General features: G+C 54.4%; 18 protein-coding genes. 10 read left to right on the top strand and 8 right to left on the bottom strand.

The genetic code is table 11. The features are described from left to right. Position 1: 1 nt before the first annotated feature. The gene (locus CX650_RS07405) at positions 2-1,738 is read left to right on the top strand and encodes an SLC13 family permease (RefSeq protein ID WP_071475796.1); all 1,737 of its coding nucleotides are present in this window, start codon (positions 2-4) and stop codon (positions 1,736-1,738) included. 9 nt (positions 1,739-1,747) lie between these two features. Continuing rightward, a complete protein-coding gene (gene cysC, locus CX650_RS07400) occupies positions 1,748-2,386 on the top strand; it encodes an adenylyl-sulfate kinase (RefSeq protein WP_025009979.1) in 639 nt (212 codons plus the stop codon). A 14-nt stretch (positions 2,387-2,400) separates the two neighbouring features. Here cysC and CX650_RS07395 read toward each other — a convergent pair whose 3' ends face one another. Together CX650_RS07395 and CX650_RS07390 are read right to left on the bottom strand one after the other, a co-directional pair. Beyond that, entirely contained in the window at positions 2,401-3,231 is an 831-nt protein-coding gene (locus CX650_RS07395; RefSeq protein WP_039033117.1) for a TIGR03899 family protein, read from the bottom strand. 65 nt (positions 3,232-3,296) lie between these two features. Then, positions 3,297-4,499 (bottom strand): MFS transporter, encoded by a 1,203-nt coding sequence (locus CX650_RS07390; RefSeq protein WP_101095455.1) that lies wholly within the window; start codon positions 4,497-4,499, stop codon positions 3,297-3,299. Positions 4,500-4,808: 309 nt separating this feature from the next. Between CX650_RS07390 and hemG the strand changes: the two genes are divergently transcribed. After that, a complete protein-coding gene (gene hemG, locus CX650_RS07385) occupies positions 4,809-5,351 on the top strand; it encodes a menaquinone-dependent protoporphyrinogen IX dehydrogenase (protein WP_039033119.1) in 543 nt (180 codons plus the stop codon). 12 nt (positions 5,352-5,363) lie between these two features. Next, positions 5,364-5,888, top strand: a complete 525-nt coding sequence (locus tag CX650_RS07380) for a cytochrome b/b6 domain-containing protein (RefSeq protein ID WP_039033120.1) — start codon at positions 5,364-5,366, stop codon at positions 5,886-5,888. 63 nt (positions 5,889-5,951) lie between these two features. On the opposite strand, the gene CX650_RS07375 is transcribed toward CX650_RS07380, so the two are convergent. After that, a complete protein-coding gene (locus tag CX650_RS07375; RefSeq protein ID WP_101095454.1) occupies positions 5,952-7,568 on the bottom strand; it encodes an AMP-binding protein in 1,617 nt (538 codons plus the stop codon). A 222-nt stretch (positions 7,569-7,790) separates the two neighbouring features. On the opposite strand from CX650_RS07375, the gene CX650_RS07370 reads away from it, so the two are divergent. Continuing rightward, positions 7,791-8,360 carry an NADPH-dependent FMN reductase gene (locus tag CX650_RS07370; protein WP_101095453.1) on the top strand — a complete coding sequence of 190 codons (570 nt, stop codon included), beginning with the start codon at positions 7,791-7,793 and terminating at the stop codon, positions 8,358-8,360. Between the two features lie 49 nt (positions 8,361-8,409). On the opposite strand, the gene ccoG is transcribed toward CX650_RS07370, so the two are convergent. From ccoG to CX650_RS07355, 3 genes are all read right to left on the bottom strand, one after another. Continuing rightward, positions 8,410-9,816, bottom strand: coding sequence for a cytochrome c oxidase accessory protein CcoG (gene ccoG, locus CX650_RS07365; protein ID WP_101095452.1), 1,407 nt, complete (start codon positions 9,814-9,816; stop codon positions 8,410-8,412). Between the two features lie 184 nt (positions 9,817-10,000). Continuing rightward, positions 10,001-11,422: a sigma-54 interaction domain-containing protein gene (locus CX650_RS07360; RefSeq protein ID WP_229799896.1), complete on the bottom strand. Its 1,422-nt coding sequence runs from the start codon at positions 11,420-11,422 to the stop codon at positions 10,001-10,003. An 84-nt stretch (positions 11,423-11,506) separates the two neighbouring features. After that, positions 11,507-12,049, bottom strand: coding sequence for a thioredoxin family protein (locus tag CX650_RS07355; RefSeq protein ID WP_229799899.1), 543 nt, complete (start codon positions 12,047-12,049; stop codon positions 11,507-11,509). A gap of 191 nt (positions 12,050-12,240) precedes the next feature. Here CX650_RS07355 and CX650_RS07345 point away from each other — a divergent pair, with 191 nt between their 5' ends. Continuing rightward, entirely contained in the window at positions 12,241-12,858 is a 618-nt protein-coding gene (locus tag CX650_RS07345) for a LysE family translocator (RefSeq protein ID WP_039033127.1), read from the top strand. Here CX650_RS07345 and CX650_RS07340 read toward each other — a convergent pair. Then, entirely contained in the window at positions 12,847-13,746 is a 900-nt protein-coding gene (locus CX650_RS07340; protein WP_308428122.1) for a LysR family transcriptional regulator, read from the bottom strand. The two genes, CX650_RS07345 and CX650_RS07340, sit on opposite strands and share 12 nt — an antisense overlap. A 189-nt stretch (positions 13,747-13,935) precedes the next feature. After that, a complete protein-coding gene (locus CX650_RS07335) occupies positions 13,936-14,262 on the bottom strand; it encodes a DUF3144 domain-containing protein (protein ID WP_101095449.1) in 327 nt (108 codons plus the stop codon). Between the two features lie 332 nt (positions 14,263-14,594). Between CX650_RS07335 and ung the strand changes: the two genes are divergently transcribed. From ung to CX650_RS07315, 4 genes are all read left to right on the top strand, one after another. After that, the gene (gene ung, locus CX650_RS07330) at positions 14,595-15,263 is read left to right on the top strand and encodes a uracil-DNA glycosylase (RefSeq protein ID WP_101095448.1); all 669 of its coding nucleotides are present in this window, start codon (positions 14,595-14,597) and stop codon (positions 15,261-15,263) included. Between the two features lie 483 nt (positions 15,264-15,746). Continuing rightward, positions 15,747-16,772 (top strand): ABC transporter substrate-binding protein, encoded by a 1,026-nt coding sequence (locus CX650_RS07325; RefSeq protein ID WP_144361567.1) that lies wholly within the window; start codon positions 15,747-15,749, stop codon positions 16,770-16,772. 8 nt (positions 16,773-16,780) lie between these two features. Beyond that, the gene (locus CX650_RS07320) at positions 16,781-17,776 is read left to right on the top strand and encodes a FecCD family ABC transporter permease (RefSeq protein WP_101095587.1); all 996 of its coding nucleotides are present in this window, start codon (positions 16,781-16,783) and stop codon (positions 17,774-17,776) included. Then, positions 17,773-18,513 carry an ABC transporter ATP-binding protein gene (locus CX650_RS07315; RefSeq protein WP_039033131.1) on the top strand — a complete coding sequence of 247 codons (741 nt, stop codon included), beginning with the start codon at positions 17,773-17,775 and terminating at the stop codon, positions 18,511-18,513. Before CX650_RS07320 ends, CX650_RS07315 begins: the two co-directional genes overlap by 4 nt. Positions 18,514-18,518: the final 5 nt, after the last annotated feature.

Raw genomic sequence — 18,518 nt, 5'->3', positions numbered from 1 at the left:
ATTGTCTGAAACCTGGATCCTGGGGTTAATACTGCTCGCGCTGGTGGCCGGACTCGTCAGTGGTCTGGCATCACCGGCCATGCTGTTTACCATAGCGGCGCTGCTCAGTTACCTCTTGGGTATGCTGGAACTGGAGTCGCTGCTGGGCAGTTTTACCAACGCCAGTCTGGTGACTCTGGTGCTTCTGGTGCTGGCAACCACGGCACTGGAGAAGACGCCATTGCTTGGCAGGTTAAGCCAGGTCATAGGCTCAGGCTCCTTGGGGCTGACCATGGCCAAGCTGGGGTTTTCCACCGCGCTGCTGTCATCTTTTACCAACAATACCGCAGTGGTGGCCTCGCTGATTGGCGTGGTGCGTCGCAATCAGCAGCACGCACCGGCCAAGTTATTGCTGCCCTTATCCTACGCGGCGATTTTGGGCGGCACCCTGACCCTGATTGGCACCTCGACCAACCTGATAGTGAACTCCTTTGTTGAAAACGCCGGGCTGAAACCCCTGGGCTTTTTTGAGTTTTCCTTGATTGGCCTGGCCGTGGTGGTGGCCGGTATTGCGCTTTTGGTATTGCTGTCACACCTGTTGCCCGATGGCGATGAGCAACATGGTGATGAAAGTCTGCCCTATCTGTTGGAAGCCAAGGTGTTGCCCGGCTCAACCCTGGTGGGCCGCAGTGTGCAGGACAACAGACTCAGGGCCCTGAAAAAGCTCTATCTGGCGGAGCTGGAGCGCAGCGGCATTCGCATCTGCCCTGTGCCGCCGCAACTCGTGCTGGCCGCGGGGGATGTGCTGCGCTTCAGCGGCGCGGTGGAGTCGGTGGAGTTGCTGCATCAATTCGATGGTTTGGAGTGGTTCGGCAAGCAGCAGGCCAGGGGCCAGAATCTGGTGGAAGCCGTGCTGGCGCCGTCTTCGGCTTTGGTGGGATCGTCACTCAAGGCTTCGCGATTTCGGGAGCAGTTTGATGCCGCCGTAATGGCGATTCGCCGTGGCCATCATCCACTCAAGGGCGGCTTGGGCGACATAGTGCTGCAGGCCGGAGATGTGTTGCTGTTGACCCCGGGCGATGGCTTTGGCCGTAATCCGCGTCTCAGTACCGACTTTGCCGCCGTCAGCGGCCTGGACCTGAGTGTCAGGCTGGACAGTCGCCGCAGTCAGTGGGTGCTGGCGGGCTTTGTGCTCACCATAGCTGCCAGTCTGCTGGGCTGGCTGCCGCTGGCCAAGGGGCTGGTGCTCTTGCTGCTCAGTTATCTGGCGATAGGTGCTGTGACCTTGGGCGAGCTCAAACGGCGGTTCCCGCTGGAGCTGGTGTTGATTGTCGGCAGTGCCCTGAGTCTGGCTAAGCTGATGTTGGATACCGGCTTGGCCAAAGGGATGGCTGATACTCTGCTCGGCGCTTTTTCCGGCTTTGGGGTCTTTGGTGCCTTTGTCGGGGTTTATTTGCTGACCTTGCTGTTGACCGAACTAATTACCAACAACGCGGCGGCGGCCTTGGCTTTTCCCGTGGCCTATGCGATTGCGACCAGCTTCGGGGTCGACAGTCGGCCTTTTATTCTGGCAGTGGTTTTTGGTGCCAGCGCCAGCTTTATTTCGCCCTATGGCTACCAAACCAATCTGATGGTGTTCAACGCCGGTAACTACCGCTTTATTGATTTTGTGCGCTTGGGGCTGCCGCTGTCGCTGCTTTACTCGGCGATAGTTCTGTTTCTGGTGCCCATGCTGTTCCCCTTTGATGCGGGTCTTTAAGGAGTGACGATGAAGAATTCTACCCAGCCCAATGCCGATATCGTTTGGCACCAGCATGCTGTCGATCAGGCGGCAAGGGCAGCCCAGAAGGGCCAACAACCTGTGCTGCTCTGGTTCACCGGGCTGTCCGGCGCCGGCAAGTCGACCCTGGCAGGCGCCCTGGAGCGGGCACTGTTCGAGGCGGGGTTTCATACCTATCTGCTCGATGGCGACAATGTGCGTCATGGTCTTTGCAAAGATCTCGGCTTCAGCGCCGCCGATAGGGATGAAAACCTGCGAAGAGTGGGCGAAGTGGCGCACCTGATGGTGGATGCCGGTTTGCTGGTACTGTCGGCCTTTATCTCGCCGACCCGGGCCGAGCGTGATGCCATTCGCTGTCGGTTTGCCGCGGGACGTTTTATCGAAGTGCATGTTTCCACGCCGCTGGCTGTGTGTGAGGCCCGCGATCCCAAGGGCTTGTATCAGAAGGCGCGTAAGGGGGAGATCCGAGACTTTACCGGGATTTCGGCGCCCTACGAAGAGCCGTTGGCCGCCGAGTTGACCATAGATACCAGCAAGGGCGATCTCAATACCCAGGTGCAGGCATTGCTGGATTACCTCTCTGCCTTGGAAGTGATCCCATCGACGCGATTACAGGCCAGCGCCTGAGGCTCAGTTGATGCCTAGCTAATGCTGAAGTCTTTGGTAAACAAGGCCTTCAGCGCCTTGATATAGGCTTCGTCTTCCCTTGGGCGCACCAAGAGTGCCAGTTCATCGCCCACAGGGGTAAAGCGGTAGTAGCTGAACAACAGGTGGCCTGATTTGGGGGTCAGCTTCAGGTGTTGCTGCTGGATCTGCAGTTGCAGTGGGCTCTTGCTGTCCAATATGCCGGTCTCGAACTCGCCTCTGTGCAGTATGCCGCCATCCACCAGGGTGAGTATGCTTGAGTAGGGCATGCCGAATTGCGACAACCCCAGGTTGACCGCGCTGTGTTTACGAAAATACTGGCCTATGCCGCCGCTGACTCTGTAACCACTGATAAGCTTGAGTCGGCTTTCATTGTTGACCTTGACCGCCATCCCCAGCGCTTTTTCCAGTATGTGTGCCTCTCTCAAGGTCAGCTGTTTCAGGGTTGCCAGGGTACGCAGGCTGAAGTTGCCTGGATTGATGATTTCACTGGAGAGGATCCGAGCCCACAGATCCTGCATCTTGCGATTGTGGATCTGCTCGGCCATTTGGAAGAATTGATGTACCCAGTCGGGATCCAGCTCCACCCCGGTCACGTCGGATGGGGTATAGCTCAGTGCCATGGCATAGATGTTTTCCAGGTTACGTTGGTACTGGGCTTGCTGTTTGTCGATGCGAAAGGCGGCCCGCTCGGCGACGCTGGCATTGGCGGGTTTGTAGTCCTGTTCAGAGGCGAGTCCCAGCAGGCGCCCGAGGCGCAGTGCCTTCTTGCGGGCCGATGCCTGACCTGGCTCTTCGATTTCTCTGGGGAGTTTTTCCTCTGCCATCTTAATTATCTTCTAGCAAAAACTGTGCTTATTTATGCATAGTTTTCAGTTAGTTGTCCAGTAGTTCAGCCGGCTTCCTGCTGTTGGGTTTCTGCAACGAGAGTCTTGTGCCAACTGAGTTCGCGCCCAGGGGCAGGATCTTTGGGCACCAGGCGTGCCAGCAACAGCGAACAGGCGGCGAGTCCGGCACCGATATAGAATACTGCTGCAGGTGAACTGAGCCAGAGCACTCCGAGCAATACCGGGATCACCACGGCCGCGATATGATTGATGGTAAAGCTGACCGACATGGTGGCGGCAATGTCTTTGGGCTCGGCAATTTTTTGGAAATAGGTCTTGATGGCAATCGCCATGGCAAACAGCAGGTGGTCTATCACATAGAGTGCCGCTGCAATGTGGCCGTCCTCCACCAGGGCATAACTGATAAATAGCAGCACCAGGCCGATATATTCCAGGGTCAGGGCGTGCCTTTCTCCTATGCGGCCGATAAAGCGGCCTATGGCCGGGGCAAACAGCAGGTTGACTACATAGTTGATCAGGAACAGAGCCGTTATCTCACTGACGCTGTAACCGAACTTCTCCACCATCATAAAGCCGGCGAACACCATAAATATTTGCCGTCTGGCTCCCGAGAAAAAAGTCAGCAAGTAATAAAGCCAGTAGCGTTTTCTGAGGATGATTTTCTTGTGCTGGACTTCGCCGGTATCGAACCTGGGGAAATAGCAGTAGAGGGTGATCACCATTAAAAGCCCCAAGGCCCCTATAAGGCTGTACATCCAGACATAGTCCAGCTTGAAGACTGTCATCACCAACCAGATGCTGCCATACCCCCCCAGGGCGGCCGCAGCGCGCCATGACATGGCCTTTCCCATAAAACCGGCTGTCTGGGACTTGTCGACCCATTGCAGGGTCAGGGATTGATTGATGGTTTCAAAGTAGTGAAAGCCAACTGACATTAAAACGGTCGTCAGGTAGAGTCCCAATACCTGGGGAAAGAAACCGGTAATGCCCACTCCAATACACAGCAGCGCCAGCGACAACAGAGCGAAGGCCTGTTCTTTAATCAACAGCAGCACAAAAATGGCGCTAAAGGCCAGAAAACCGGGAACTTCCCTGAGGCTTTGCAGCATGCCTATTTCGGCGCCGGTAAATTGTGCTCTTTCAACAACAAAGTTGTTCAACAGGGCCTGCCAGACGGCAAATACCAAGGACATGACAAAGGTCATCCATAGTAGCAAGGCCTGGGGATTGCGGCTTGGTTGCTGCATCTTGTTTAGAAAATGGCTGCAGAGTATCAGCTTATGCTAATGCCTGAACCTGGAGATAACCAGAAAACTTTGTTGAAAAATATTATTCGGCTGTAAAGCTGCTGTAGCGCCAAGGTTCCACTGCTATAACGGCTCCTTGAGGGACGGTTACTCAAAGGGTCTCACAGCGGTTATTTTTTGTGAACTACTCGGTATTTCCACGGCTTGGATAGCGTTTCGCCCTTCGCCCGTGATCTGTTTCATGTAAATGAGCTAATGGATCACCTAAGATGACATCAGTACTAAGAGATTGAACTATTAGGGGTTAAGGTGAGCAAGACTCTTCTGCTGTATTCCAGCGTGCATGGTCAGACCCGCAAGATCTGTGACGTTATGGCAAAGCAACTTGGCGCTTTGGGGCAGCAAGTGACCATGGCGGCGATAGATGATGCGCCGGATCTGGCCGATTTTGATCGGGTCGCCATTGGAGCCAGTATTCGACACGGCAAACACAATCCCGCCGTGTTCGACTATATCCGTCAACATCAGCAGCAACTGGAAAGCAAGGCCAATGGCTTCTTTTCTGTGAGTCTGGTGGCGCGCAAGCCGGAAAAAAATACTCCTGAAACCAACCCTTACATGCAGGCGTTTCTTGCCAAGACTGAATGGAAGCCCAAGCAGTTGGCCGTATTTGGCGGCAACCTTGACTATCAGGGCTATGGAGCCATGGACAGAAATATCATACGTTTCATCATGTGGATCACCAAGGGACCGACCGATCCCAATACCTGTATTGAATACACTAATTGGGACAAGGTGCAGGAATTTGCCGAGCAATTGGCGGCGCAGGCTCTGATCTCCAGAGCGGGTTAAAGCGAGGCAGAAATGGCTCTGTTGCAACGTCTTTGGCGCTTCTATAGTGCCCATCAACACTTGTTGTTAATGCTCTTGTGTTTGTTTCTGGTGCTGGGTAGCAGCAGTTTGATGATGATCCGCAGCATCAGGGCCGGTGCCGGCTTCTGGGATCTGAGCCATGTTTATCTCGGGTTACTGTGTGTGCCGTTGTCGCTGACGTTTCTTGTGAGTAACTGTACTGCTGGCCGCTGGCGTCAGTATTTCAGCCTGTTTATCGGCGATTGGCGCCAGATAGGTGCCGATATCGGCGGCTTGTTCAAAGGCAAGTTACCGGTTGCCGGTGGCAAGGGGCTGTTCAGCCTGATAGAAGGGCTGGGGATGTTACTGCTGCTCGGTGTGGCCCTGACCGGCCTGCTCTGGTATTTGACCCAAGGCTCTAGTGATGCGCTGCTCTGGCGTGGTTGGCATAAACATCTGGCTCACGGCTTTATTGGATTTTTGATAGTGCACGCCATCTGTGCCCTCAGTCATTTGCTGGACTTCTTCCGTCAGTAGCACGCTGAAAGTAAAAAACTTTGGTAATAAAAATGCCGCTTTTAAGCGGCATTTTTATCTGACTTATTTGCGCAGTGCACGCCTGAGTATTTTGCCGACCGTGCTCTTGGGCAACTGGGCGACAAACTCTATCATTTTGGGCACCTTGTAGGCCGCGAGTTCTGCCCGGCAGTGGGCCTCAATGGCTGCTTGAGCCTTGGCGGCATCGACCTCGGGCTTGAGCACTATTACCGCCTTGACGGCTTCACCGCTGCGCTCATCTTCAACTCCGATAACCGCGCATTCAAGTACCAACTCACAGCGGGCCAGCACGTTTTCGACTTCATTGGGGTAAACATTGAAGCCGGAGACGATAATCAGATCTTTCTTGCGATCCACTATGCTGTGATAGCCATCTTCGCTCTCAATGGCGATATCCCCTGTCTTGAAGAAGCCATCTTCTGTCATCACAGCGGCAGTTTCATCGGGCTTTTGCCAGTAACCACTCATCACCTGAGGGCCGCGCACCGCGAGTTCACCGGCTTGACCTGGCGGCAGGGGCTGGTCATTGCCATCGAGAATTTGCACTTGAGTTTCGATAACCGGCTTGCCTATGCTGCCCAGACGTTCAAGCCCCGGCGCGTTGAGGGAGATAACCGGTGAGGTCTCACTCAGACCATAACCTTCAGATATGGTGCAGCCTGTGGTTTGTTGCCAGAGTTTGGCTGCGGCTTCGGTCAGGGCTGTACCGCCGGAAATGGTGATCTTCAGATGAGAGAAGTCCAGTTCACGGAAGGCTTGCTGATGGCACAGGCCAACAAAAAGGGTGTTAAGCCCGGCAAATCCGGTAAAGGGATATTTGGCCAAGGTCTTGATCAGCGAGGCTATGTCCCTCGGGTTGGGAATGAGTACTGTCAGGGCGCCTCGCTCGAAGTAGAGCACCAGATTCACCAAGAAGGCGTAAATATGATAGATGGGCAGCGGGGCGATGAAGATCTCTTCTCCCTGAACCAGGTTGGCGCCGATACGTGATTCACATTGCAGGGCGTTGGCAATCAGGTTTTTGTGGCTGAGCATAGCTCCCTTGGAAAGGCCTGTGGTACCGCCCGTGTATTGCAGCGCCACCAAATCGTCCAGAGTCAGCTTTACTTCGGTGAATTCCAGCTGACGCCCCTGTTCAAGAACTTTGGTAAATTCGAGGTTTTTCAGGCCGGTCTTGGGTTGAATTTGTGGCTCGATAAGATCCAGCGGATGGGTGGATATCACAGTTTCTATCGGGGTGCTGGCAACGACCTTGGCCAGAATCGGCAAGAGATCTGACAGTACCACCAGCGCCTTGGCGCCTGAATCTTTGAACTGATGGATCAATTCCCGTTCGGTATACAAGGGGTTGGTATTTACCAGTACCAGGCCTGCGCGAATAGCGCCATAGGCGGCAATAACGAATTGGCTGATATTGGGCAGTTGAATGGCGATGCGATCGCCGACTTGCAACTGGGTATTGTGCTGCAGGAAAGCGGCAAAGGCGCGTGAATCCCTCTCCAGTTCCCGGAAGCTGATGGCCTTGCCGAGGCAGGCAAAGGCGCTCTTGTCGCCATAACGCTCACAACTGCTGACTATCATATCTGCAAGAGAGTCATAGCGGGAAAAATCCAACTGAGTCTGGCTATCGTATACCTGATTCTGTATCACTCTTGTCATCACCTTTTCCTTTGGAATTTATTATTGTTATTGGGTTTTGAATACTTATCCAGCCATGATAGTAACTTTGGCCCGTGCTTCCCCCGACACTTTCTGCACCTTTTGGGGTGCTTAGTAATGATCAGAGTTCAGGTTAGAGGCAAAGCGCGGTCAAGGCAATGGTGACTGATGAAAAATCCTGTGCAATAAGTGGGTTAATTGACTGTAATTAAGGATAAAAACATGCAGCAACTGCGGATAAAGTTTATTTCCGGTAGCCTGAGGAAAGATTCGTTCAACACCCGCCTAGCCCTTTATGCCGCAACAGTGGCCGCTGAACTGGGGCTGGAGCCTGAAGTGCTGACACTGAACGCCTTTCCCATGCCTCTGCTCAATCAGGATGAAGAGGCCGAATTTGGCGCTCCCGAAGCTGCCGTGGCACTCAAGGGCAAGCTGTTGCGGAGCGATTGTTTGGTGCTGGTGTGCCCCGAGTATAATGGTTCCATGACTGCGGCATTGAAAAATGCCATCGACTGGCTGTCCCGTCCGGCAACTCAGCCCGCGGGCAATGTATTTGCCGGTAAATGGGTGGCCTTGATGGCGGCAAGCCCGGGGGCACTCGGGGGGCTCAGAGGTTTGACCCCGGTCCGCGAGCTGATGTTTAACCTGGGGGCGCTGGTATTGCCCGAGCAGTTGGCGCTTGCCAAGGCTCACGAAGCCTTTACCGAAGATGGTTCTCTGCTGGGAGATGACCAGCAGAGCAAGGTGAAAAGCATACTGCAGGGGCTGATTGCCCAGCAGAGTAGAGGATAAAAAAGCGGGCGACGAAGCAGGGTGAAACACTTCGCCGCCCTGAGGCAACTCACGGGGCAAAAAATACCGACTTCTGGCTGACGCTATTATCTGGCGCATCGGCCTCAAGCACTTTAAACAGCAGATTGCTGCGGTTGTTGTCGATTTGCGCCACAGGCACAGTCAAGGTCAGCGGCAATTCATACTGCTCGCCGGCGGCGATGTGAACGCGATTGGTCGACAACTTATAGGGCAGGGCGCCGCTGATCTCTATCCTGTATTGCTTATCCTGCTGGGTCTTATTGCGTATTTTCAGCAGATAGCTGTTTTCTATGCCGTCATCCAGGGTTTCCCGGTACAGGCTCTGGCGGTCGCGGATCACATTGAGCGTGATGGGATCCCGCGAGTAGATATCCAGCCCCATGGTGCAGAGTATCGCCAGCAAGGCGGCGCCATAGCCAATAAAGCGTTTGCGTTGCCACAGTGGTGGAGTTTGCCCGGTCAGTGACTCTTCACTGGTATAGGAGATGAGCCCGGGGCGATAGCCAAACTTGCTCATGGTCTGATCGCAGGCATCGACGCAGGCGCCACAGTTGATGCACTCATATTGCAGGCCGTTACGAATATCTATCCCGGTGGGACACACCTCGACGCAGAGATTGCAATCGACACAGTCGCCAAGCTCTGTGGCTTGTTTGCGCTTTCTTGGGCCGCGGCTTTCACCCCGCTGGGCATCATAGGTCACTGTCTTGGTGAAGGAATCGAACATGGCCGATTGGAACCTTGAGTAGGGGCAGCAATGCAGGCACATCTGTTCGCGCATCCAACCGGCATTAAGATAGGTACACAGGGCAAAAAAGTACACCCAGGCGCTGTCCCAAAAACCGGCGGAGAAGGTAAAAATCTCCGGATACAACTGCTTGGCCGGTACAAAGTAGGCGATAAAGCCACAGCCGGTGATCAGTGAAATCAATATCCACAGCAGATGTTTGCCGCCGCGTTTGCTGGCCTTGCTGAGGCTCATGGGCGAAGCGTCCAGCTTGATCCTCTGGTTACGGCTGCCTTCCAGCTTCTCTTCTACCCAGGCGAAGCCGAACGTCCAGGCGGTTTGCGGGCAGAGATAACCACACCAGACCCGGCCCCAAAACAGGGTTACAAAAAACAGGGCAAAGGCGGCGGCGATAAAGAACCAGGCCAACAGGGTAAAATCCTGGGGCCAGAGGCTAGCACCAAAAAAGTAAAACTGTTGATTGGCCAGATCGAACCAGATGGCCTGTCGCCCCTGCCAGTCGATAAAGGGCAGTAACAGAAACAGGGCTATCAACAGGGCGTTGAGGCCGCTGCGCCAACGCTGAAAATAACCGCGTTGGCTACGAAAGTGGATTTTACCGCCTTGGTGGCTGCTCTTTTTATCTTGGGGGGAGGGGATAAAAGTGACCGGAATCGCTTCCGATGACTGTCTTGCCTGTTGAACCATGCTATTTCCTGAATGACGACTGACATACGGCTAGGCAATCGCAAGAGACGTGCCAGTTCAAATACAGGATTAACTTGTTGATTTATATCTAATGTTTATTTAGATGTAGGAAACCCAACTCACGACATAGCGTGAGTTGGCGATATGTCGTGACTTTTTACGCCTTGAATCCCCTGTTATGGCTTTAACTGCCCTGGCGGCAGATCCCCAGCTTTTGCATCCGGGATCTCAAGGTGCTGGGAGGCAGCCCCAGACTGCTGGCCGCGCCCCTTGGGCCGGATATTCGCCAGTGACAGGCATCCAGAGTCGCCTTGATATGAGCCGCCTCCACTTCGGCCAGAGTCTGACCCACGGTCGGCAGCTGTGTATCGCTGGGCAAGGGAGCGAGATGCAGTATCGGCTCGCGGGCAAGGATGGCTTCCCGCTCCAGCAGGTTTTGCAATTCACGCACATTTCCCGGCCATTGATATTGCATCATCCGCCGCAGACTATCGCCATCAACGCCCGCCAGCGGTTTACCCAGTTTCAATGACAGACTCTTGAGCAGCTGTTGCACCAGCTCGGGAATATCTTCCCGCCGCTGTCTCAGTGCCGGGACCTTGAGCGGAAAGACATTGAGTCGGTAGAAGAGATCCATCCGGAACAGACCTTGCTCCACCCGCTGCTGCAGATCGTGGTGAGTGGCGGCGATCAGTCGAATATCCACCTTGATACTCTCGCTGCCGCCGACGCGTTCAAACTCCTGCTCCTGAATGACCCGTAGCAGCTTGGATTGCGCCTCCAGACTGAGCTCGGCCACTTCGTCGAGGAACAGGGTGCCTCTATGGGCCAGTTCGAAGCGCCCCTTGCGCCGCTGACTGGCACCGGTAAAGGCGCCTTTCTCATGGCCGAATAGTTCGCTTTCCAAGAGTCCGGCAGAGAAGGCGGCGCAGTTGACCGAGATCATCGGCTTGTCTTTGCGGCTGCTGAGTCGGTGCAACTGGCGGGCGACCAGCTCTTTGCCGGTGCCATTTTCCCCCTGGATCAACACGGTACTGTCGGTATTGGCCACCAGGCGCAGCTGTTTGAGCAGAGTTTGGATCATCGGGCTGTTACCGGCAATCTCCTGGGTGCCCGTCTTGTCTTCCAGCTCGGCCTGCAGCCAGGAGTTTTCTGAGGCCAGCTGTTCCGACAGTGCCTGTACCTGTTCCAGCGCCTGACGCAGCGACAACTCAGTCTGCTTTTGCAGACTGATGTCACGAAATATCGCTACTACGCCCTTGAGCTTACCGTCCTGCCACACAGGCGTGGAACTATAGTGTACGGGAAAGCAGCTGCCGTCCTTGCGCCAGAAGACTTCCGTGGTGATTTCTCTGGCTTTGCCGTCTTTGAGTGTCTGATAGATGGGGCAATCTTCGTGGGGATAGGCGCTGCCATCGGCATGGCTGTGGTGGTGAAAGTCATGGATCTTGCGCCCCAGGAGTTCGGCGGTGCTCCAGCCGGTCATCTTCTCGGCAGCTGGGTTGATAAAGACGGCATTGCCTTTAAGATCAAAACCATAAATGCCTTCACTGACGGCATTGAGCAAGAGGCGGTTTTCGGGTAAAAAGCTGTTTGAGTCAGACAAGAGCGGCTCCTTCGGCACTGAGGACTGCGCCAGTATAGAGCCGCTTACGGGGCTTGTCAGTATAGAGGCACGATATATCGTGCCTTACTGCCTGGCTTGAACATGAGCCAGCACCTTGAGCAGATCATTGACCGTCAGGACACTGGGCATCACGACTCCCTCGGGCACGGCCGGGCCATGGACGCGATTATAAGGCACTCCGGCAACGCCCTGGGAGCTGAGATAGTTGGATACCGCCGGGTTGGGCTTACTGAGGTCGCCGCGCATCAATACAATATTCGGCTCGGCCAGCGCTCTGACTATCTGCTCCCGATGGAGCACATTGGCCTTGTTGGCCTGGCAAATCAGGCACCAATCGGCACTCACATCGATGACGACTGTTTTGCCTTCGGCCACCAGAGCCGGGATTGCCTGGCTGTCTAAGGTTTGCCAATGCAGTTCCCGGTAAGCCTCATAATCTTCGCCGCGATACACAAAACTGACCACGGCGGCGACACAAAAAGCCATTCCTCCCAACACCAGGATCACCGCCATGGGGATCTTGGCGCCGCGGCGTTTTTTGATTAACAGCAGCACAATCACTGCTATCAGGCTGAGCAGAGCCAGCATGCTGAGAGTAAGTATCATCCGGGCCTCAATGGGGGTAGGGAGCTATAAGGGCGCCCAGTATAGTCAGCAAGCCTTAAAACTAATTGAAAATTGGCGGCTCGAAAGCGCTGGCTTCATAGAGTATATTGACCAACCTGTTGCGGATGGTACTTGTCTTTTGTGGGTCACAAAACAGGGCAAACTGGTGTGGGTTTCATCGAGGGGAAACAATGAATTGGAGTGACTGGTTGGGACTGGTGGCTATCTCGTGTTTGGGGGCCATGTCACCCGGGCCGAGCCTGGCCATGGTGGTGCGTCACACCTTGGGTGGCGGTCGCAGTCGCGGTATTACCTGCGCCTGGGCACACTCTTTGGGTATAGGTGTTTACGCCTTTATCACTCTGCTGGGTTTGGCTGTGGTGTTGAAACATACCCCTCTGCTGTTTAATGGCATCGCCTTATTGGGGGCGCTTTATCTCGCCTGGCTTGGAATTCAGGCACTGCAATCCAAGGGCGGAATGCAGCAAAAGCTTAGTGCCGGCAAGCCGACGAGCATGCTGACAGCGGCCCGGGACGGCATTGCCATCTCATTGTTCAACCCGAAAATTTTGCTGTTTTTCCTGGCCTTGTTCAGCCAGTTTGTCGCCGCCGCAGATAGTCTGCTGGGACGAGGCATCATAGTCTTGACCCCCATGCTGGTGGATGGACTCTGGTACACTCTGATAGCCTTCCTGTTGTCTCAACCCAAGGTGTTACCCAAGCTCAGAGAGAAGGCACAGTTGATTGACCGCCTTAGCGGCCTGGTGCTTATCCTGTTGGCCGGGCGGGTGATCTATTCACTGCTGTGATTGCAATGCCTGCTCGAGATGTTCCCTGAGGGCGATAACCAAAGGACTGAGCTGGCGTCTGTCGGCGCAGAGCATATTGAGTGGTGCTTCTTCACCGCGCCACTCGGGGCAGAGTTGTAGTAGTTGACCATTTTTCAGTTCTTCACTGATATCGAGCCGTGACTTGTAGGCTATGCCTTTGCCGGCCACGGCCCAACGCCGTACCAACTCGCCATCATCGGCGACTCTATCGCCTTTGACCTGCACAGTGATTTGGCCCGACTGTGACTGAAAAAGCCACTTGCTGTGAGTCGCATCGGCCAGCATAAAGCACAGGCAGTTGTGTTTTGCCAGTTCCTCTGGGCTGCCCGGCGCACCGAACCTGGCAATATAGTCGGGCGAGGCGCACAGCACCCTGTCATTTTGGCGACAAAGCGGCAGGGCGATAAGCGCCGAGTCGGCTGGCAGCCCGTAGCGGATCACTATGTCGACGGGTTGGCGATAGATATCCGTCAGGCGATCGCTTATCTGCACCCTGATACTCACCTGTGGGTGGCGTTCCATAAATTCATCCAATATCGGCAGCAAGCGGTTGCGGCCGAGATCCGATGGCAATGACAACTGTAACTTGCCCTTGAGCAGGCTCCGACCTTGTTGAATCGCCTGAAAGCCATTATCGAGAATATTCAGGGCTTCATTGCAGTGCTGCAGAAAGATTTCGCCTTCCTGAGTCAGACGCAGGCTGCGGGTAGAGCGGACAAAGAGCACAGTGTTGAGTTGGGCCTCAAGGCGCTTGATGGCAGCGCTGGTGGCGGCTGGAGTCAGATCAAGCTGTTGTGCCACCCGCGACAGGTTGCCCTGTCTGGCGGTTTCGCTGAATATTTTCAAGTCCTGCAATGCTCGTATCATGCGCGGTTACCCAGAATAGTCCTGTTGATGACTCTGGTATTTATGCCTGTAATTGGCAGATATTCAAATAACTTTTGAAAGTGTCGCGGAAGAAACAGAGGTTGTGATGCGCTGACGAGACCGAGAAGGGGAAAGCCGGAATGGTGTAATAGTGCGGGGACCAGGCCCCGCAGCTGCAATAAACTGAGCCTAGATCTTGAATTGCTGCACGGCATTATCGGCCGCTTCGGTAGTTTCTTCGTTGTTGACTACTGGAGGGTTGGCAATGTGATCTTCCAGGTTGTCATCCAACATGTCGCGATATTCGGCGGTAAACCACTCCAGGGCATTGGCTTTTTCGGCGCCCAGATCGGCAGACTTGATAGCGGCTTCAAAGGCGTTGAAGCGGGCGGCGGCAAATCTCAGGGCGGTGCCAACCTTGCCGACGTCGCCTTCTTGCTGGGTCAGCTCATTGGCGAGGGCGATAAACTGATCTGCTAACTGGAATATGGTGGTTTGGTTGTTGGCATCTGACATATTATATTCGCTCTTGCTAAGCCAAAGATTGAGGGCCGATTCTAACCTAAAAAGGCGCTATGCCAAGGAAAAATATTGGTGATTGGGATCTGAATCCCCGCGCCTTGGGGCAAAGTTCTTGGCATTTGGGTAAAAAGTGGCTTCAACCGTTGCGGCAGTTGCTGTCACTCAAGTCTGTGTCCGTGGGGTATCTTGGCTTACACTTCAAAAGGTTGGCTTGCAAAATTGACTCGGGTTCCTTCGAATACAGGCCTCAGAGTCTATGCTCGGCGCTTGTATCCCGCAGTCGGCACTCTTAAGCTATGGCCTCTTTTACGCAGAGGATTATCACCATGGCGCTTTCCGCTGACTGGCAGGCATTTATCGCCGCCGAACAACAGGTCCCTTATTTTCAGCAACTCAGTGAGTTTGTCGCCGCAGAGCGCGCCGCCGGCAAGGCCATCTTTCCTCCTGAGGACGAGGTATTCAGCGCCTTTGAACTGACACCGCTGGACAAGGTGAGAGTGGTGCTTATCGGTCAGGATCCTTACCATGGCCCAGGGCAAGCCCATGGCCTGTGTTTCTCGGTCAAACCCGGGGTGAAGGCACCACCTTCGCTGGTCAATATGTACAAAGAACTGGCGACTGACATCCCGGGATTCACAATCCCGGATCACGGCCATCTTGTAAACTGGGCCAAACAAGGGGTCTTGATGCTCAACACTGTGCTGACAGTGGAACAGGGCAAGGCGCACTCCCATGCCAAAGCGGGCTGGGAAACCTTCACCGACAGGGCGCTACAACTGCTGGATCAGCGTGAAGAACCGATTATTTTTGTCCTTTGGGGCAGTCATGCCATTAAGAAAGGCAAGCTTATCAAGGCGCCGCAGCACAAGATCTTCAGCGGTCCGCATCCTTCACCTCTTTCTGCCTATCGCGGTTTCTTTGGTTGTGGCCATTTCTCGGCTATCAATCAGCAACTCAAGCAGTGGCAACAAGCGGAAATAGACTGGCAGGTATAGGACGTATCCCCAGACTCCCTCTTGATTCTGTAAACTTTGAACTGCGCCGCGCAGGCCAGCAGTGCCGGACTATTTCACCGAGGTACGCTAGTGTGCCGACATAAATTATATGCTGCGCCGAAGCGGCGACTGAGGTCTGCACGCTCCTGCCCCATAATGCTCAACCAGCCCCGAATGCATCTATGGGAACATAGGATGAAGCCACAGATCTGCCTTGATAATTCCTGAGCAGCAAGACCATAATTTGATTGTGTTATTGACTGGTTCGAGAAAGGAGCCGGTGCGGATACCCTTGTCTATGTTTGCCAGATAACAATCTGCCTTTTAAGTTATTTCTTCCACGCGCTTGTATAGCGTTTTTAAGTGTTCGCTGTTGCAAATCTTTTAATTGTGATCTCCATCCATTGCCAAAGTGGGTGGATAAAGGTAATTTTCAGCGCTATATATTTTTGTATATATCGGTTGGCAGTGAGGATAACAAGATTGGATAGAAGGAGTGTTATTAAGGGTGGCTTAAGTCTTGGCTTATTGGCCTTTTTGCCCATGCTGGCCAATGGAACTGAGTTGACCCCAAATGGGCAATTGTCGCTGCCACAGGCTAAAGATATCAAGCGGGTGGTCAGTGCCGGCGGGCCGGCTGATCTGCTGTTGCTGGCCTTGAGTCCGGAAAAACTGCTCGGCTACGCCCATCTCAAGCCGGCTTTGTTACAACAGCATGGATTTGCTCCGAGTCTGTGGCAAAAGCCCAGACTGGGCCGTTTGGTGGGCCGCAATGCCAGTCTTTCGTTGGAAAAGCTGATGACTCTGGATGCCGATCTTGTTGTTGACTATGGCAACCTCAGCCAAAACTACCAGTCGATGGCACAAAAGGTGGAACGCATCAGCGGCGTGCCGTTTTTGCTGCTCGATGGCTCACTCGCAGGTACTCCGGCACAGCTGAGAAAATTGGGGCAGGTGTTGGGAGTCAATGAGCGAGCCGATTTTGTTGCCAAGCGTACGGCCGAAATACTCAGTGATGCCAGAGAGTTTGGCCGTAGTTTGGGGGAGCCGCTCTCTTTTTACTTCGGCCGCGGGGCGACAGGGCTTGAAACCGGAGTTACAGGTTCCATTCATACCGAAGCCATAGAGCAGCTTGGGCTTAAGAATGTCGCCAAGGCCGGTGACTACCGCGGCTTGGCCAAAGTCTCTTTGGAGCAATTAATGGCCTGGGAGCCTGAGCTAATCATTAGCCAGGATCCCGCCTTTATCCGCCATATTCGTCAAGACCCGGTCTGGGGCACGCTGGCGGCTGTGCGTAATCAGCGGGTCTATTGGTTGCCGAACAAGCCCTTTGGTTGGATTGACTCACCGCCAGGAATAAACCGGTTGCTGGGCATGAGTTATCTTAGACTGCTTTTATCCGGCGCTGATGAGCAGGCCAAGCAAGCATTGGTTAAGGATTTCTACCGCGATTTTTACCACAGTGAGCTGAGTGGAGAGCAGGCTGCCAATCTGCTGCGCTCCGCATGAACGACAGAATGAAATACCCACTGGCGGCCGGGCTCTGTCTCGGTATTCTCTGTTTTGCTGCGGCCAGTGGCCAGTATCCGCTTAGCCTGGTACAGCAGGGCCAAGCGCTATGGCATGCTATCGGCGGCGATGTGGCCGCCCTGGACAGCAAGAGTATCAGTGTCTTTTGGCATTTGCGGCTGCCCAGAATTTTGGCGGCGCTTATGATAGGAGCCGGTCTGGCCGCCAGCGGCGCCGCCTATCAGGGGATGTTCCGTAACCCTCTGGTATCACCTGATATTCTGGGCGTTTCCGCCGGCGCCGGTCTGGGCGCCGTATTGGGCATTTATCTGGACTTATCGGTTTACAACATCCAGCTGTTTGCCTTTCTCGGCGGTTTGCTGGTGGTGGCTCTGGTTTGTCTGCTGGCGCGGCTCAGTCGTCAGGGCGATCCAGTATTGTCTTTGGTTCTGGTGGGCATAGCTATTGGCGCCTTGTGTGGCGCCGGTATTTCATTGATGAAATTGTTGGCCGATCCCTACAGTCAGTTACCTTCCATTACTTTCTGGCTGATGGGTGGGTTGTCGGATATTACGCTGGCAGACCTGAAGTCCAGCTTGCTGCCCATGTTGCTGGGCTTGGTACCGTTAATGCTGCTGCGCTGGCGTATGAATCTGTTAAGCCTGGCCGACGATGAGGCCAGCAGTCTTGGGCTTAATATAGCGAAAACCCGGCTGATATTTATTTTGGCGGCTACTTTGCTGACTGCGGCGGCGGTATCCATCGCCGGTATCATAGGTTGGCTTGGGCTGGTGGTGCCGCATATAGCCCGCCTGCTGGTGGGCGCTGATTTCAGACGCTTGTTGCCCATGTCCATGCTACTGGGTGCCTTTATGTTGCTGCTGACCGACACTCTGGCGCGCACTCTGGCGCCAATCGAGTTGCCGCTGGGGATTTTAACCGCGTGTATCGGCGCGCCTTTCTTTATGTTTTTACTGTTAAGAGGCGGAGGTCGGGGCCAATGATCGCCAGCATGCAAGGCGTCACAGTGGGCTATGCCGGTAAGCCTTTGCTGGCTAATGTAGAGCTTTGTTTGCCGGAAGCTGAAATCGTCTGTTTGCTCGGCTGTAATGGCAGCGGCAAGACCAGCTTATTGAAAACGCTGCTTGGCTTGCTGCAACCACTGGCCGGTGAGATAAAGATAGCCGGCAGGCAAATTCATCAATGGTCGCAGCGCGAGCTGGCACAGCAGATGGCCTATGTGCCGCAGGCGCAGTTGAGCCGTTTTTCATTTCGGGTGTTGGAAATGGTGCTCATGGGCTGCCAGTCGCGATTGGGGCCGTTTGCCGTGCCCGGCGCCAATGAGCAGAAGCGGGCGTTGGCGGCTTTGAAGCAGTTGGATATAGCTCACTTGGCCGATTGCGCCATGGATCAGATAAGCGGCGGCGAACGACAACTGGTATTGATTGCCAGGGCCCTATTGCAATCGCCAAGACTGCTGGTGATGGATGAACCGGCCGCCAGCCTGGATTTCGGCAATCAAATCAAGTTGCTGGCTCAGGTTAAACGACTCAAGCAGCAGGGAATCGCAGTATTGATGTCGACTCACCATCCACGTCATGCCGAGCTGTTGGCCGATAGCGTGGCCTTGGTGGAACCCGGTCATGGCCTGAGACAAGGCGCAGTGGCCGGGCAGTTGCAAGTATCAGGACTGGCGCAGCTCTATGGCGTCAGTGAATCTGCGATTGCCGAGCACCTTTGAGGTGT

Origin of the sequence: Shewanella indica (genome assembly GCF_002836975.1) — a bacterium.
Taxonomy (GTDB): domain Bacteria; phylum Pseudomonadota; class Gammaproteobacteria; order Enterobacterales; family Shewanellaceae; genus Shewanella; species Shewanella indica.
Note: the sequence above shows the minus strand (reverse complement) of the source record. Positions and strands in the feature narration are given on the sequence as shown.